We start from the raw sequence: 14,077 nt of genomic DNA on the forward strand, positions 1-14,077 counted from the left end.
ATCCAAAGCAAGATAGACTGTACGCAAATGGAATCAGATCGGAAGGAAGCACCTTCCCGACACGTTAATCAACGTCGGAGGAAGGTGCTTTTTCGTTATGTACGTTACTTTATTGAGCGCCAGCGTGCTCGGCGTGGAAGGAAGATTCATAGAGGTCGAAGTCGATATTTGCTCGGGGTTGCCCCAGGTGAGCGTCGTCGGCCTGCCGGACTCCGCGGTGCGCGAGTCCGTCGAGCGAGTACGGGCGGCGATCAAGAACGGCGGGATGAAGTTTCCGATGGATCGGATTACGATCAACCTTGCTCCCGCGGACCTTCGCAAGGAAGGTAGCGCGTTCGACCTCGCGATCGCCGCGGGAATCCTATGCGCGAGCGGCCAAGTGGATCCCGCGCTCCTCGAGCATACGCTGTTCATCGGTGAATTATCGCTGAACGGATCGGTACGGAACGTTCCCGGCGTGCTGCCGATGACGGAGCTTGCGCGCAACGCCGGCGTTCGGCGCATTATCGTGCCTGAGGATGCGGTCGCGGAAGCGCGGCTCATCCCGGGGATCGACGTATTCGGCATTCGATCGTTGGCGGATTGGGTAGGCGGATTCCTCGACGATCGAGAGCCGGTTTCATCGGACGCGCACGCCGCCGGTTCCGCCCGATTCGGCTCGACGATCGATGGTCCGGAAGGCGAGCTCGACCTCGCCGACGTCGTCGGACAAATGCAAGGGAAGCGCGCGCTCATGATCGCCGCCTCGGGGATGCACAATCTGCTGTTCGTCGGCCCGCCCGGAACGGGCAAGACGATGCTCTGCCGCAGGCTTCCGACGATCATGCCGCCGCTTGCGGAAGAAGAAGCGCTCATGGTCACGAAGATCGTCAGCGTCAGCGGCAAGCTGGGCAACGGACGGGAAGGCTTGATCCGGCGCCGGCCGTTCCGCTCGCCCCATCATTCGATCTCTATGGCCGGACTGATCGGCGGCGGCTCGATGCCGAAGCCGGGGGAAGTGACGCTCGCCCATCACGGCATTCTGTTCCTCGACGAGCTGGCGGAGTTCTCGAGGGCGAGCCTGGAAGCGCTGCGCCAGCCGCTCGAGGATCGGGAAGTGACGATCGGCAGAGCGCGGGGCGTCTGTCGTTTCCCCGCTCGATTCATGTTGGCGGCTTCGATGAACCCCTGCCTCTGCGGATACGCCGGCGGCGCCGAGGACGATCGTCCGTGCACGTGCACCCCCGTAGCGATCGCGAGATATCGGGCTCGCATGTCGGGTCCGCTCGCCGACCGGCTGGACTTGCAGGTCGAGCTGCCGCGCCAAGCCGTACGATTGAACGAACGAAGCGGCTTGTCTTCCGCCGAGGCGCGGGCGATCGTCATGGAGGCCGCGGCGCGCCAACAATCCCGGTACGCGAGGCACGGGATTCGTTGGAACAGCGAATTGCAAGGCGCCTTATTGCACCGGCATGCGACCGCCGCCATGGCGTCCGACGCGGAGCAACTGCTCCAACTCGTCTATGAGCGGCTGGGATTAAGCTATCGCGCGCATGACCGCATCCTGAAGATGTCCCGCACGATCGCCGATCTGGCGGGACGCGAGACGATTCGCTCCGAGGACGTCGCCGAGGCGATCAGCTACCGGTGCTTGGACAAGGACGTCGAGACGGTCGGGTAAGCCGATCTGCGGATTGGCGGATCGGGATTACGACAAAACCACTCCTGATCGGAGTGGTTGAGGACGTTCGGATTACTTGCGCAGGAATTTCTCGCGAATCTGCTCTGCGACGCTTGCCGCCGTGAACCCGTATTCTTGCATGATCCGATCGGCTTTCGCCGAGGCGCCGAACGTGCGGATGCCGATGACGATGCCTTTGCGGCCGACGACGTCTTCCCAGCCGGACGGATAGGCCATCTCGATCGCGACGTTCGACGAGACCGACGGATCGATTACGCCGTTCCGGTAATCTCTCGGTTGTCGTTCGAACAGCTCTCGGCTCGGCATGCTGACGACGCGGACGTTAACGCCTTCTTCCGCGAGCAGGTCGCGAACGGCAAGCGCGAGACTCACTTCGGAGCCGGTCCCGACGATCTGCACGTCCGGACGAAGATTGGCGCGGCCGGAGACGATATACCCGCCGCGCGCGACGCCTTCCTCCGCGAGCTCGCTCGTGCCCGGCAACACGGGCAGGTTCTGTCTCGTCAACGCGAACACGAAAGGTCCTTGTTTCGCTTGCAGCGCGTACTTCCAAGCCGCGGCCGTCTCGTTCGCGTCGGCGGGACGGAACAAGGTCAAGTCCGGAATAAGGCGAAGCGACGGAATATGCTCGATCGGCTGATGGGTCGGTCCGTCTTCGCCGACCGCGATGCTATCGTGCGTGAACACGTAGACGACGGGCAGCTTCATGAGCGCAGATAACCGGATCGCGCCGCGAAGATAATCGCTGAACACGAGGAACGTTCCGCCGTACGCGCGGAGACCGCCGTGCAGCATCATGCCGTTCAGCGCCGCGCCCATCGCGAACTCCCTTACGCCGAACCAGAGGTTGCGGCCCGCGTAGTTGGCGGACGAATAGTTCGCCTGCTTCGTCATCGCCGTCATGTTCGAGCTCGCCAAGTCCGCGGAGCCGCCGACGAGCAGCGGCAGCGTGTCCGCCAAGCCGTTGATCGCCTTGCTCGACGCCGTGCGAGTCGATACTTGCGCGGCAGCATCCTCGAACGTCGGCACTCCCGCTTCCCATCCCGGTGGAAGCTCCCCTCGCATTGCCCGCTCCAGTTGTTCCCCGAGCTCCGGGTACGACTGCTTATAATCTCCGAACAGCTGCAGCCAAGCGGCTTCCGCCACTTCGCCGTTCACTTGCAACTTGGCGAAGTGAGCCTTCACTTCGTCCGGTACATAGAAGTCGGGCTCCAGCGGCCAGCCGAGCGCCTCCTTCGTCAGGCGAAGCTCCTCCTTACCGAGCGGAGAGCCGTGCGTACCGCCATGTCCTCCCTTGCCCGCCTTATTCGGACTGCCGTAGCCGATCGTCGTCTTGATCTCGATGAGCGTCGGCTTCCCGCTCTCCCGCTTAGCCGCGGCGATGGCGCCGGCGATCGCGTCCACGTCGTTCTGATCGTCCACGCGCAAGTATTGCCAGCCGCAAGCCTCGAACCGGCCTTGAACGTTCTCGGAGAACGACATGTTCAGCTCTCCGTCGAGCGAGATGTCGTTCGAATCGTACAGCACGATCAGCTTGCCGAGCTTCAGATGACCGGCCAACGAAGCCGATTCTCCGGATACGCCTTCCATCAGATCTCCGTCGCCGCAGATGACGTACGTATGGTGGTCGACGACCGGATAGCCGTCCCGGTTGAACGCGGCGCCCAGATGCGCCTCCGCCATCGCCATGCCGACGGCCATCGCGAAGCCTTGCCCGAGCGGTCCCGTCGTCGCTTCGACGCCCGGCGTATGTCCGTATTCGGGATGGCCCGGCGTGCGGCTGCCCCATTGGCGGAATTCCTTCAAGTCATCGAGCGTCAAGTCGTAGCCGCTCAGGTGAAGCAAGCTATACAGCAGCATCGAGCCGTGGCCGGCCGACAACACGAACCGGTCTCGGTTGAACCATTCCGGGTTCGCCGGATTGTGCTTCAGTTGGCGCGTCCATAGCGCGTATCCCATAGGAGCGGCGCCCATCGGCATGCCCGGATGCCCCATGTTCGCCTTCTCGACGGCGTCGATCGTAAGCGTCCGGATCGTATTGATGCTTAGTTGCTCTATTGTTTGCGGAATCGATTGCAAAACGGATTGCGTCATCGTATTCATTGCCTCCCAACTAGTAACTTCATGTTGTTCTCAGTATAATGGAGTCGAATGACATACATGAAATCAATATATCGACTAGGAGTCATTAATCGTGTCTATGATTAACTATGAACTATATAAAGTCTTTTACTTAGCCGCCAAGACCGGCAGCCTGACGCAAGCGGCACGTTTACTCTACCTCACCCAGCCTAGCGTCAGCCACGCGATCAAGCAGCTCGAGACGAGTCTGGGCGCGACGCTGTTCTACCGCAACGCCAAAGGCGTCGCGCTCACCCAGGAAGGCGCCGTGTTGTACGCCTACATCGAGCAGGCGCACACGTTCATCGCGCTGGCCGAGGACAAGATGGCCGAATTGAGCAATCTCGAGAGCGGCGAGCTGCGGATCGGAGGCAGCGATTCGCTGTTCAAACATTACTTGCTCCCGTATTTGGAAGCTTACCGCTCGGAGCATCCCGGCATCGCGATCCGTCTCGTGCACGGCACGACGCCGGAGCTGATCGCATCGCTGAAGGAAGGCGCGATCGACCTCGGCGTCGTCCGGCTTCCGCTGGCCGACCCGCAAGTCGAAGTGAAGCCAGGGATAGAGCTGCAAGATTGCTTCGTCGCCGGACCTCAATTCTCGCATTTGACGAACCGCCGCTTATCGATGGAACAACTGCTCGCGCACCCGATCATTCTGTTCTCCCGCAACAGCCGCGCCAGAACGGCGATAACGGAGTTGTTCCGGGACCACGGCCTGGAGCTCACGGCGCAGATCGAAGTCGGCAGCGTCGATCTGCTCCTCGAATTCGCACGCAAAGGTCTCGGCATCTCCTTCGTTACGCGCGAATTCGCCGCGAAGTCGTTGGAGACCGGCGCGTTGTTCGAGATAGAGCTCGACGTGAAGGTGCCTCCTTCGCAGGTCGGATTCATGACGCTCCGCAACATGCCGCTCTCCAAAGCCGCACGGCAGTTCATGGCAACGATTGAATGACAACAAAAAGGCGACGGAGCTTGCTCCGTCGCCTTCTCTTCGATTCGATTACTCTTCGTTCTTGCCGTTTCCACCGACGTCGATCAATTCGAGCAGAGCCGCCGGAATCGCGAATTGCTCGTTGCGGACGCTGATGACCGTTCCGTCCTCCGCGGCGTCGTTCCGGCTCTCCTTGATCTCCTCGATCTCCTTGTGCAAGCGCTCCATCCGTTTGTCGAGAGCCGCGGCGGAATCTGCCGCTTCCTTAAGCTCCTGAAGCAACCGCGGCGGCACGGATTCGTTGTACTTGTAGAAGATTTTGTGCTCCAGGCTCGCCCAGAAATCCATCGCGATCGTCCGAATCTGCACTTCGACGCAGACGTTCTCGCTCCGGTCGGACATGTAGACGGGCACTTCGACGAGCATATGCAAGCTTTGATAGCCGTTCGGCTTCGGATGCAGGATGTAGTCCTTGATCTCGACGATCTTCAGGTCGCTTTGCCGTTGCAGCATGTCGCTGATCCGATAGATGTCGGATACGAACGAGCACGTGATGCGAAGTCCGGCGATATCCTTAATGCTCTCTCGAATGCTCGGCAGGCTGATCTCGCAGCCTTTGCGGCTGATTTTGTTCAAGATGCTCTCGGGCGACTTCAGCCGCGTCTTCGTATGCTCGATCGGATTGTAGTCGTGAAGGAACTGGAACTCTTCCTTCAGGATTTCGATCTTCGTCTCGAACGAGTCGAGCGCGAATTTGTACATCATCATGAACCGGGTGATTTCGTCTTTGAAGCGCTTCAGCTGTTCAAGCGGCATGATGGAATTGTTCAGATGGAATCACCCTTTGCTTCCAAGCTTATTGGCCTAGCAGTATTCTCGTATACGGCGAGTCGATCGGCAGCAAGATGACCGGTTCGTTGTTCAGCGTCGTGACGTAGCTTTGAAGCGTCCGGTAGAAGCTGTAGAACGCAGGATCTTTGCCGTACGATTCGTTATAGATTTTGGCGGCTTCCTGCTCGCCTTCGGCGATAATCTTCTTCGCGTCGGCTTCGGCCTGCGCGATGAGCTCCGTCGCTTGGCGGTCGGCCTTCGAAGTGACTTTGCGGGATTCCTCGTCGCCTTCGGACAAGTAACGGGCGGCGATCGATTGGCGCTCGGAGATCATCCGGTTATAGACGCTCTCCTTGTTCGCTTCCGGAAGATCGGTCCGCTTGATGCGAACGTCGATGACTTCGATGCCGTAATTGTCGCCGCGCAGCGTCTCCGCGACTTCCCGCGTAATCTCGTCGTTCAGGTTGCCCCGCTCGGTGTTCTCGCTAATGATGTCCTCGTAGTTAATCGAAGGTAGCTTCGCGCGAACGGCGTTGTACACCGTTTCGTCGATCCGCTGCATGCCCGCGCTGACCGACTTGGCGGTCTTGAGGAACTGCTCCGGATCTTCGATGCGCCATACCGTGTAGTTGTCCACGATGATCGGCTTCTTGTCTTTGGTCAGTATTTGCGTTTCTTGGCTTCTGTACATCATTTGGTTTTTCGGAAGCACCGATACGCTCTCGATAAACGGAAGCTTGAAGTGCAGGCCCGGATTCTCCGTGACTCTGACCGCTTCTCCGAACTTCAGGACGACTTTGTATTCGCCTTCCTTGACGATGTACATCGACGCGAAGCCGAGAATCGCCAGCACGATTACGCCAACGATCGTTAGAATGCCGCGTTTGTTCATTTCGCAGTCCCTCCTTGCGCCGTGCCCGTCGGCGTCGAAGCGCCGGACGCGCCGGCCGGCGCGTTCGCGTTAGGAGCGGACGTTCCCGTACCGCGCAGCAGCTCGTTGATCGGCAAATATTTAACCGTGTCGCCGCTCGAATCGGAGATGAAAATTTTGGCTTTCGGCAATATTTTCTCCAGCGTCTCGATGATTAACCGGCTTTCGGTAACTTCGGGGTTCTTCGCGTATTCGGAATAGATGGCGTTGAACTGCGCGACGTCGCCCTGCGCGTTCAGAATCCGGGATTTCTTCAACGCTTCCGCGTTCTCGAGCTGCGCTTGCGCTTCGCCGCGAGCCTTCGGAATACGGTCGTTCTCGTACTTGGACGCGTTGTTGATCTTCGTGTTCTTCTCCTCGCGGGCGTTCGTGACTTCGCGGAACGCGTCGGATACGAGACCGTCCGGCGGCTCGATGTCTTGGAACTTGACGCCGACGATCTGCATGCCGGTGTTGTACTTATTTTGCAACTCGATAAGCAGCTCGCGCACCTTCTCCTGAATTTCCGTCTTGCCGTCCGTGATCGCGTAGTCGAGCTTCGTGGAGCCGATGACGGAACGGATCGAGGAGCTCGCGGCGTTGCGCAGGAACTGCTCCGGATTGTCGATGTTGTACAAGTAATCGCGGATGTTGCTGATCTTCCACTGCACGACGGCGTCGGCGGAGACGATATTCTCGTCGCCCGTAATCATGAGCGCCTCCTGCTCGTTCGGGGTCACGATATCGCCGCGTTGGGTGTAGCCGATCGTAATGACCTGCGTCAGCTCGGCGGGCACCTTCACGACTTGCTGAATCGGATAAGGCCATTTGAAGTGCAAGCCTGCCGTCGTCTCCTCCGTGTACTTGCCGAAAGTGAGTATCGCGGCCCTCTCTTGCTCCTGCACCGTGTAGAACGACGAATACCCGAGCAGCACGAGAACGAGCGCTCCGACGCCGATCAAGATTTTCTTGATCAAGCCGGGCGGAATTTCCACTTGATTCGGTCTTTGGGGCTTACGACCGATGTCGATCACATCCATGCGATGAATTGCCTCCTTCGTAAGATAGAAACGATTACCATTGCCTACGATGGTTCATACGGAATTGCGGGCGATTCGGTTTCATTCGGTTCGGAAAACGAGTAGGAGAATTGTCGGATAATGTCGCGGGGAATGGGGGTCTTAGGGAGAGGGAAAGTCGATCGGGCAGCGCTAAAAAGCACCCGGAACGTGCTTCAAATCGCTTACGGTGCCGTCCGAACGAAAAGTAACGGCCACCGCGTCGCAGCGGACTGACGTATCCTTCCCGGCTTGGCGCTTCATCAAGTAGTACGCGGCGACTTCCCGGACTTGACGGCGCTTCCGATCGGTAATGGCCTCGATGGCGGTGCCGAAGCGAGTCGGATTCGTGCGCGAACGCACTTCCACGAACACGAGCGTACCGCCGTCGTCTGCGATCAGATCGATCTCCCCGAAGCGGCAGCGCCAATTCCTCTCGAGCATGCGATAGCCGAGCCGCGTCAGGTAATCCGCGGCCGCGGCTTCGCCCATGCGTCCTACCGCCGCGCGATCGACCGAGGACCGAGCATGTCTGGCGCGCGAAGATGGTTCCCGTTCGTTCATCTCTCCCGCCTCCTCGCGTTCGTCGTAATCGGTAAGTGCGTGTAATAGCTTAATCTCGAGATGACGCCTTCTTATCGGAACGGTAGACGAAGCTGAGCACTTCGGCGACGAGCTTATACAGCTCCGGCGGAATTTCCTGTTCGAGATCGAGCTTGGACAGTACCTCGACGAGAGACGAATCTTCCTGAATCGGGACGCCGTTCTCTTGCGCGCGTCGCAGGATCTCGTCCGCGATGACGCCCTGCCCCTTGGCGACGATGACGGGGGCGGTGCGCTGTTCGGGCATGTACTTGAGGGCGACCGCTTTCTTGGGCAGCGTTCTCTGCTGCGCGCTCTGATCGTTCATGCGCGGAAGTCAACTCCCTTGTAAGGCTTCGCCGCGTAAGCGCCAGCCGGAGCGGCCCGTTCCGGCGCCGCTGCGCCTCCGGATGTATCCGAGCCCGATCCGGATCTCCACTCCGGCAGCGGCGAAGTCGTGAACGAAGAGAGCTGGAAGCCCGCGTCGGCCATCCCCGCGCTCAGCTCGTCCCTCGCTTGCTCGATCATGCCGGACAAGCCCGGATGGTCGCATAGCAGCCTCAGGGAGACGATCTTGTCGACGACCTGAACGTCGACGACCGTGTCTCCGAGATGGCGCATGCGCAGATCGAACAGCAGCCTGCAGTTGTCCGCGTCCCACTCCCCGCGACGATTGCGGCGCGACTGGACATGAACCGTAGCCGTCGTCTCCCCGTCGCCGTTCTTCATCGGCACGAACATCGTCATATGGCTGAGCGGCGCGTTCGGGTTGCGATCGGACGTGAGCAGCAGTTGCTGGCCGGTCACCTGGTTGGCCAGATTCTGCGCCGCCTCCCGCAGCGCCGGAGGCGCGTCCTCGCGCGTCGCGAGGGCGAGTAGCGCGCTCTTGAGCGAATCCGCGGCCGGCCGCGGCTCTTGCCCGGGCGAGGAACTGTCCGCGCCCGGAAATGGCGGCGCGCCGGCGCCCGTTCCGGCGTCGTGCAGCAGCTTATGCTCGTGCCCGGCGCCGAGCCATTGCAGGAAGCGGCCGATCCACGCCGCTTCTAGTTTGGGCGCAGCCGGCTGCGCTCCGGCCGGCGCAGGCGCGTTGCCGCGGGGCTCGTCCGCCCCCGCGGCCAGAGCGCGCACCGCATCGCCGCGCGGCGCGCCCTCCGGCGCTGCCTGCGGCAGCGCCGCCGCTTGCGGGCGGGCGGCATCCGCCGCAACGCCCGCCGCGCTCTGCCGCGGCGCGGCGACGCCTGTAGCGTCCGCCGCGCGAGCGTTGTCGGCGCGCGGAGCCGCTGCGCGCGCGCCATCTTCTTCGGCCGCCGAGCTTGCGGCGGCCTGCCCTTGCGCGGCCCCGGCGGATGCCCGGGACGCGTCCGCGTTCGCGCCGGCCGGGGCATTGCCGCCGACCGGGCGCGCGAGCTCTGCCGCAGCCGCTGCCGCGCGGCTCGGCGCAGGCTCGCCTTGGCCGGCGGCGGGCTTCGCCTCGCCGGACAGCTGCGCTTCGCCTTCGGCGACGAGCGCCGCGCCTTGCGCGAGCAGTTGCTGCAGCCGCTGGCCGATAGCGACTGCGTCTTTGCCGGCCGCGCCGGCCTTCGGTCCGCCTTCGCCGCTCAGCCATTTGGCGACCGCCGTCTCCAGCTCCGCCAGTCCTTCGCCAAGCGGCTGCCCGAACAACGCCTGCCTCAGCGAGGCAAGCGTCGTCTCCGTCGGCTGCAAGCCGCGCCGGAACGCCACGTCCGCCGCCCCCATCCACGACTGCGCGTCGACGCCGGCCGGCTTCATGCCCATCGCGTTATTGAAGTAAGACGCCGTCTCCTTCGAGATCGGATAGCCGTCGCGCTTCAACCCGCGCAGCACTTCCATTCCCGCCTTCGGTTCGGCGAACCCGAACGACTTGAGCGCATCCTTGAGCACCTCGTCAGGCATCGCGTCGGTCGCGTCCGCCAACGTCTTCAGCATCGGCAATCCTCCGCCGGAACCCGGCTGCACCTGAAGCAGCATGCTGCGGCCGACCGGCATCTCGCCCTCCAACTTGGCGCGCACCTGCATGCCGTTAATATTCAGCAAGCCCTCTTGGTTGTCCAGCAGCTCCAGCAGGACGCCGCGCACGATTTGGCCGATCCGCAGCTCGAGCGCGCGGGCATTATCCGCCGACGGCTGCGCGTCGCCGAGCAGCGCCCGGGCGATCAATCCGATGTTCATGCTCATGCCGATTCCTCCCGCAGCAACGTTCCTATACCTCTATGTATCGGCATTCGCCCGAAGAGAGATGAATGAACAATCTCTCATCCTTCATTCGCGACCGTTCCCTCGTTACCTTGGAACCATCTCGCGATCCTTCACCCGACGCTCTCCCCCGCCCTAGAACAACACCTGCTGCTCCGCGAGAATGTTCCCGAGGAAGCTTCTTCTATGCAGCGGCGTCGGACCAAGCGCCGCGATCGCTTCGCGGTGCGTCTTCGTCGCGTAGCCTTTATGGCCCGCGATGCCGTAACCCGGATACAACTGCTCCCATACGTCCGTGCATAGCCGATCTCTCGTCACCTTGGCGATGATCGATGCCGCCGCTATCGATTGGCTGAGCGCGTCGCCCTTAATAATCGCCGTCTGCGGCACGTCCATCTCCACCGTCTCCGCGTCGACGAGCAAGTGCTCCGGCGCGACGCCGAGTCCCAAGACCGCGCGCTTCATCGCCAGACGCGACGCTTGCCGGATGTTGATCTCGTCGATGACGGACGCTTCGATTCGCGCCGCCGACCAGGCGATTGCTTCCGCGACGATCCGGTCGTACAGCATGTCCCTTTTCTTCTCGCTGAGCTGCTTCGAATCGTTCACGTCCTCGAGCACGAGCCCGACGGGCAAGATGACCGCGGCCGCCACGACGTCCCCGAACAAGCAGCCTCTTCCGACCTCGTCCACGCCGACAACCGCCGTAAGCCCTTGCGCCCACAACTCCGACTCGAACGCGAGCCGATTAATCGGCGTTTCTTCCGCGCCGTTAGCCTCGATCCGATCTTCTGCTTTCCTTGTTCTTCCCAACGTCCCGTTCCTCCCGCTCCCGTAACCTTGCTTAAGACTCTTGCGCACCCGAATCGAGGAACCTTGCGCGCAGCTGCGCCGTCGGCAACGGACAGCTATCCGCCTGTCCGAACCAGCGGTACCGCCGCCTCGCGACATAATCGTATGCCGCGTCCCGCAACCTTCTCGGTACCGCCCTCAACCCGTACAGCAACCGCCACTTCCCGCCCAGCTTGCGCGCGACGCGCAGCGCCGCCGTCGACTTCGTATAATAACGTCCCTCTTCGATCAAGACGAACGTACTCAAGCCTTCCTCGGACAACCCGCCCTCCCGGAGCAGGCGCTTCCCTACGGGCGATTGCAGCGACGCGAACCGGAACGTCCCGGCAGCGTCTCGCGCGATAATCCATTGCGATAACTTGTTGCACATGCCGCAATCCCCGTCGATCAGCACGATGACGCCGGTGATGTCATGGCTTGCGTTGTCATGGCTCTTCGCGCCTACCTTACTTTTGCCATTCACTCTGCCCACGTCATTGCCCTGCGCTCCAGCACTGTAAATCTCCATGCCGATCACCGCCCTTACGTCTCATTGTACCACGCTCAGCCGGCTTCCTCGACGACTTTCGCCCCTTCCGCGAACGAAAATAAAAAACCGCCGGGCCAACGCGTCATCACGCGTCGCCCGACGGTCCATCGAATCTGAATCTAGTTTCCCGGTGCAGAACCCGGCTCGTCGTCCGGCAATTCCAGCGTCATCCGGCCTAGTTTGCCCGCTCGCAAATCGCGCAGCAGCATGCCCGAGGCTTTCTCGTAATCGACATGGCCGCCGCCCGTCAGACAGCCTCTGCGGCGCCCGATCTGCTCGAGCACGTCGACCGCGGACTGCATGTCGGGCAACTGCGACGGCAGGTCGGTAAGACCGTAACGTTCCGACAGCACAGAGCCGTAATTCGCGACAAGGTCCCGCAGCACGAAACACGCTACCTCGTCGATATGGAGCACGTCTTCTTTGATCGCGCCCGTGGCGGCCAAGCGGAATCCGGCGATCGGATCGTCGAATTTCGGCCAGAGAATACCCGGCGTATCAAGCAGCTCCAGCTCTCCTCCGGTTTTGATCCATTGCTGGCCTTTCGTGACGCCCGGACGGTCGCCCGTGATCGCGATGTTGCGGCCCGCGATGCGGTTGATGAGCGTGGACTTGCCGACGTTCGGAATGCCGACGATCAGCGCGCGAAGCGGTCTCGGCTTCATGCCCTTATCGATCTGTCGCTGGATCTTCTCGCGAAGCAGCTCCTTCGCTTTTCCCGCGATTTCCTTCACTCCCGTGCCGGAATTCGCGTCGATCGCCAGCGTCGCATGGCCTCTATCCCGGAAATACCGGCTCCATTCAACCGTCTTCTCGGGATCGGCCAAGTCCGCTTTGTTCAGCAGAATAAGTCTCGGCTTCGAGCCCGTAATCTCGTCGATCATCGGGTTGCGGCTCGCTTGCGGAATGCGCGCGTCCAGCAGCTCCATGACGACGTCGATCAATTTGAGCTTTTCTTCGATTTGACGTTTGGCCCGGGTCATATGACCCGGAAACCATTGTATCGTCATCTTGATTCCCCGTTCGATTGCGTAATGTCCGAGCTCCCGATTCCCGCTTAGTGCTTAACGAAGTGGAAATCCCCGAGCGGCCAGAACACGAGATCCGCGCGTCCGACGATGCGGTCCATCGGAATATATCCGATCATGCGGCTGTCTTCGCTGTTCGAGCGATTGTCTCCCATGACGAATAGCGTGCCTTCCGGCACTTTGCCGTCCGGGTACGAGTTGTTCGGGAAGTTGCTGTTCGGCTTGTCTCGGTTGTATAACTGATTCTGCGCATGTTCGGTCTCATATGCCTCTTCGAGATAGGATTCCTCAATCGGCTGACCGTTTATGTAGATCGTATCGCCCGCCACCTTGACCGTATCTCCCGGCACTCCGATGACGCGCTTGATGAAGTCGCGGCCTTCTTCAGGCACGTGGAACACGATAACCTCGCCGCGCTTCGGCTTGCGAATGTCGTATATGATTTTGTTGACGATAATGCGCTCCCGATCCTTGAAGTTCGGCTGCATCGACGGTCCGTCCACGATGAACGGGCTGACCAGGAACCAACGAATGACGAACACGAGCAAGCCGGCGATCGCCAGCGCTTTGATCCATTCGAAAATTTCGTTGCTCGCCTTGGCGTTGCCGGGCTTCGTCGGCGCGCCCGCGTTGTCCGCGTCGCTTCCCGTCTCCGGCCCTTCCGTCCTTTCGTCGATCGAGATCATCGGACGCTGCGACGACGCCGGATCGTTGTCCGATGATTGGCCCGGTTGCGTGGCCTGCTCGTCCGGTTTGGCATTGTGCTGATCCATTCGTTATCGCCTCGATTCTTCTAGAAGAAAATGCAAAAAGGGAGACTTGAACATCGCCAAGCCCCCCTTTGACGCCATTATCGAATTTCTTTGATACGCGCTGCTTTACCGCGCAGGTTGCGCAGGTAGTACAGTTTCGCGCGGCGAACTTTACCGCGGCGAGCCACTTCGATCTTCTCGAGACGCGGGGAATGTACCGGGAAAGCACGTTCGACGCCGACGCCGTAAGAGATCTTGCGGACCGTGAAAGTTTCGCTGATTCCGCCGCCGCGACGTTTGATTACAACGCCTTCGAACAGCTGGACGCGCTCACGGGAACCCTCGACGACTTTCACGTGTACTTTCAGCGTATCGCCAGGACGGAAGTTAGGCACGTCTTTGCGAAGCTGCTCTTGCGTGATCGCTTGAATAAGGTTACTCATGGGGTCTTCACTCCTTCCATAACAGACGTTCGTACCCCGCTCCCCGAATGCTCTCATTCGGATCATGGCGTGCAGAGGACCGTCCTACGTAACAAACAGAACAACATTTGAAATTCTATCATAAACGAGGCCAAAAAACAAC

At 60.8% G+C, this 14,077-nt stretch carries 14 protein-coding genes; 2 read left to right on the forward strand and 12 right to left on the reverse strand.

All coding sequences use genetic code 11. The features are described 5' to 3' along the window. Positions 1-97 precede the first annotated feature (97 nt). Positions 98-1,660, forward strand: a complete 1,563-nt coding sequence (locus ACFQZG_RS09640) for a YifB family Mg chelatase-like AAA ATPase (RefSeq protein WP_378151825.1) — start codon at positions 98-100, stop codon at positions 1,658-1,660. 72 nt (positions 1,661-1,732) lie between these two features. On the opposite strand, the gene tkt is transcribed toward ACFQZG_RS09640, so the two are convergent. Next, entirely contained in the window at positions 1,733-3,775 is a 2,043-nt protein-coding gene (gene tkt / locus ACFQZG_RS09645) for a transketolase (protein ID WP_378151827.1), read from the reverse strand. Positions 3,776-3,881: 106 nt separating this feature from the next. Here tkt and ACFQZG_RS09650 point away from each other — a divergent pair, with 106 nt between their 5' ends. After that, complete coding sequence (locus ACFQZG_RS09650) at positions 3,882-4,757, forward strand: LysR family transcriptional regulator (protein WP_378152548.1); 876 nt, start codon at positions 3,882-3,884, stop codon at positions 4,755-4,757. Between the two features lie 48 nt (positions 4,758-4,805). Here the strand turns inward: ACFQZG_RS09650 and ACFQZG_RS09655 are convergent, their stop codons facing one another. From ACFQZG_RS09655 to rplS, 11 genes are all read right to left on the reverse strand, one after another. Further along, the gene (locus ACFQZG_RS09655) at positions 4,806-5,552 is read right to left on the reverse strand and encodes a GTP pyrophosphokinase (protein ID WP_378151829.1); all 747 of its coding nucleotides are present in this window, start codon (positions 5,550-5,552) and stop codon (positions 4,806-4,808) included. Between the two features lie 40 nt (positions 5,553-5,592). Further along, the gene (gene hflC / locus ACFQZG_RS09660) at positions 5,593-6,459 is read right to left on the reverse strand and encodes a protease modulator HflC (RefSeq protein ID WP_378151831.1); all 867 of its coding nucleotides are present in this window, start codon (positions 6,457-6,459) and stop codon (positions 5,593-5,595) included. After that, a complete protein-coding gene (gene hflK / locus ACFQZG_RS09665) occupies positions 6,456-7,517 on the reverse strand; it encodes an FtsH protease activity modulator HflK (RefSeq protein WP_378151833.1) in 1,062 nt (353 codons plus the stop codon). Before hflK ends, hflC begins: the two co-directional genes overlap by 4 nt. A 171-nt stretch (positions 7,518-7,688) precedes the next feature. Next, complete coding sequence (locus tag ACFQZG_RS09670; protein WP_378151835.1) at positions 7,689-8,099, reverse strand: YraN family protein; 411 nt, start codon at positions 8,097-8,099, stop codon at positions 7,689-7,691. Positions 8,100-8,148: 49 nt separating this feature from the next. Continuing rightward, positions 8,149-8,445 (reverse strand): EscU/YscU/HrcU family type III secretion system export apparatus switch protein, encoded by a 297-nt coding sequence (locus ACFQZG_RS09675; RefSeq protein WP_378151837.1) that lies wholly within the window; start codon positions 8,443-8,445, stop codon positions 8,149-8,151. After that, positions 8,442-10,313 (reverse strand): hypothetical protein, encoded by a 1,872-nt coding sequence (locus ACFQZG_RS09680; protein WP_378151839.1) that lies wholly within the window; start codon positions 10,311-10,313, stop codon positions 8,442-8,444. The genes ACFQZG_RS09675 and ACFQZG_RS09680 overlap by 4 nt, the downstream gene beginning before the upstream one ends. 153 nt (positions 10,314-10,466) lie before the next feature. Then, positions 10,467-11,144: a ribonuclease HII gene (locus ACFQZG_RS09685; protein WP_378151841.1), complete on the reverse strand. Its 678-nt coding sequence runs from the start codon at positions 11,142-11,144 to the stop codon at positions 10,467-10,469. A gap of 31 nt (positions 11,145-11,175) precedes the next feature. Beyond that, positions 11,176-11,691, reverse strand: a complete 516-nt coding sequence (locus ACFQZG_RS09690) for a thiol-disulfide oxidoreductase DCC family protein (protein WP_378151843.1) — start codon at positions 11,689-11,691, stop codon at positions 11,176-11,178. A gap of 140 nt (positions 11,692-11,831) precedes the next feature. Next, positions 11,832-12,722 carry a ribosome biogenesis GTPase YlqF gene (ylqF, locus tag ACFQZG_RS09695; RefSeq protein ID WP_378151845.1) on the reverse strand — a complete coding sequence of 297 codons (891 nt, stop codon included), beginning with the start codon at positions 12,720-12,722 and terminating at the stop codon, positions 11,832-11,834. Positions 12,723-12,769: 47 nt separating this feature from the next. Then, positions 12,770-13,426 (reverse strand): signal peptidase I, encoded by a 657-nt coding sequence (gene lepB / locus ACFQZG_RS09700; protein ID WP_378152550.1) that lies wholly within the window; start codon positions 13,424-13,426, stop codon positions 12,770-12,772. Between the two features lie 164 nt (positions 13,427-13,590). Then, positions 13,591-13,935 (reverse strand): 50S ribosomal protein L19, encoded by a 345-nt coding sequence (gene rplS, locus ACFQZG_RS09705; RefSeq protein ID WP_115990952.1) that lies wholly within the window; start codon positions 13,933-13,935, stop codon positions 13,591-13,593. Positions 13,936-14,077 lie beyond the last annotated feature (142 nt).

It is taken from the genome of Cohnella sp. GCM10027633 (genome assembly GCF_042675445.1).
In the GTDB taxonomy this organism is placed as follows: domain Bacteria; phylum Bacillota; class Bacilli; order Paenibacillales; family Paenibacillaceae; genus Cohnella.

Coding starts and splice junctions, on each gene's coding strand:
- ACFQZG_RS09640 (WP_378151825.1), top strand. CDS start 98: ATGTACGTTACTTTATTGAGCGCCAGCGTGCTCGGCGTGGAAGGAAGA.
- tkt (WP_378151827.1), bottom strand. CDS start 3,775: ATGACGCAATCCGTTTTGCAATCGATTCCGCAAACAATAGAGCAACTA.
- ACFQZG_RS09650 (WP_378152548.1), top strand. CDS start 3,882: ATGATTAACTATGAACTATATAAAGTCTTTTACTTAGCCGCCAAGACC.
- ACFQZG_RS09655 (WP_378151829.1), bottom strand. CDS start 5,552: ATGCCGCTTGAACAGCTGAAGCGCTTCAAAGACGAAATCACCCGGTTC.
- hflC (WP_378151831.1), bottom strand. CDS start 6,459: ATGAACAAACGCGGCATTCTAACGATCGTTGGCGTAATCGTGCTGGCG.
- hflK (WP_378151833.1), bottom strand. CDS start 7,517: ATGGATGTGATCGACATCGGTCGTAAGCCCCAAAGACCGAATCAAGTG.
- ACFQZG_RS09670 (WP_378151835.1), bottom strand. CDS start 8,099: ATGAACGAACGGGAACCATCTTCGCGCGCCAGACATGCTCGGTCCTCG.
- ACFQZG_RS09675 (WP_378151837.1), bottom strand. CDS start 8,445: ATGAACGATCAGAGCGCGCAGCAGAGAACGCTGCCCAAGAAAGCGGTC.
- ACFQZG_RS09680 (WP_378151839.1), bottom strand. CDS start 10,313: ATGAGCATGAACATCGGATTGATCGCCCGGGCGCTGCTCGGCGACGCG.
- ACFQZG_RS09690 (WP_378151843.1), bottom strand. CDS start 11,691: ATGGAGATTTACAGTGCTGGAGCGCAGGGCAATGACGTGGGCAGAGTG.
- ylqF (WP_378151845.1), bottom strand. CDS start 12,722: ATGACGATACAATGGTTTCCGGGTCATATGACCCGGGCCAAACGTCAA.
- lepB (WP_378152550.1), bottom strand. CDS start 13,426: ATGATCTCGATCGACGAAAGGACGGAAGGGCCGGAGACGGGAAGCGAC.
- rplS (WP_115990952.1), bottom strand. CDS start 13,935: ATGAGTAACCTTATTCAAGCGATCACGCAAGAGCAGCTTCGCAAAGAC.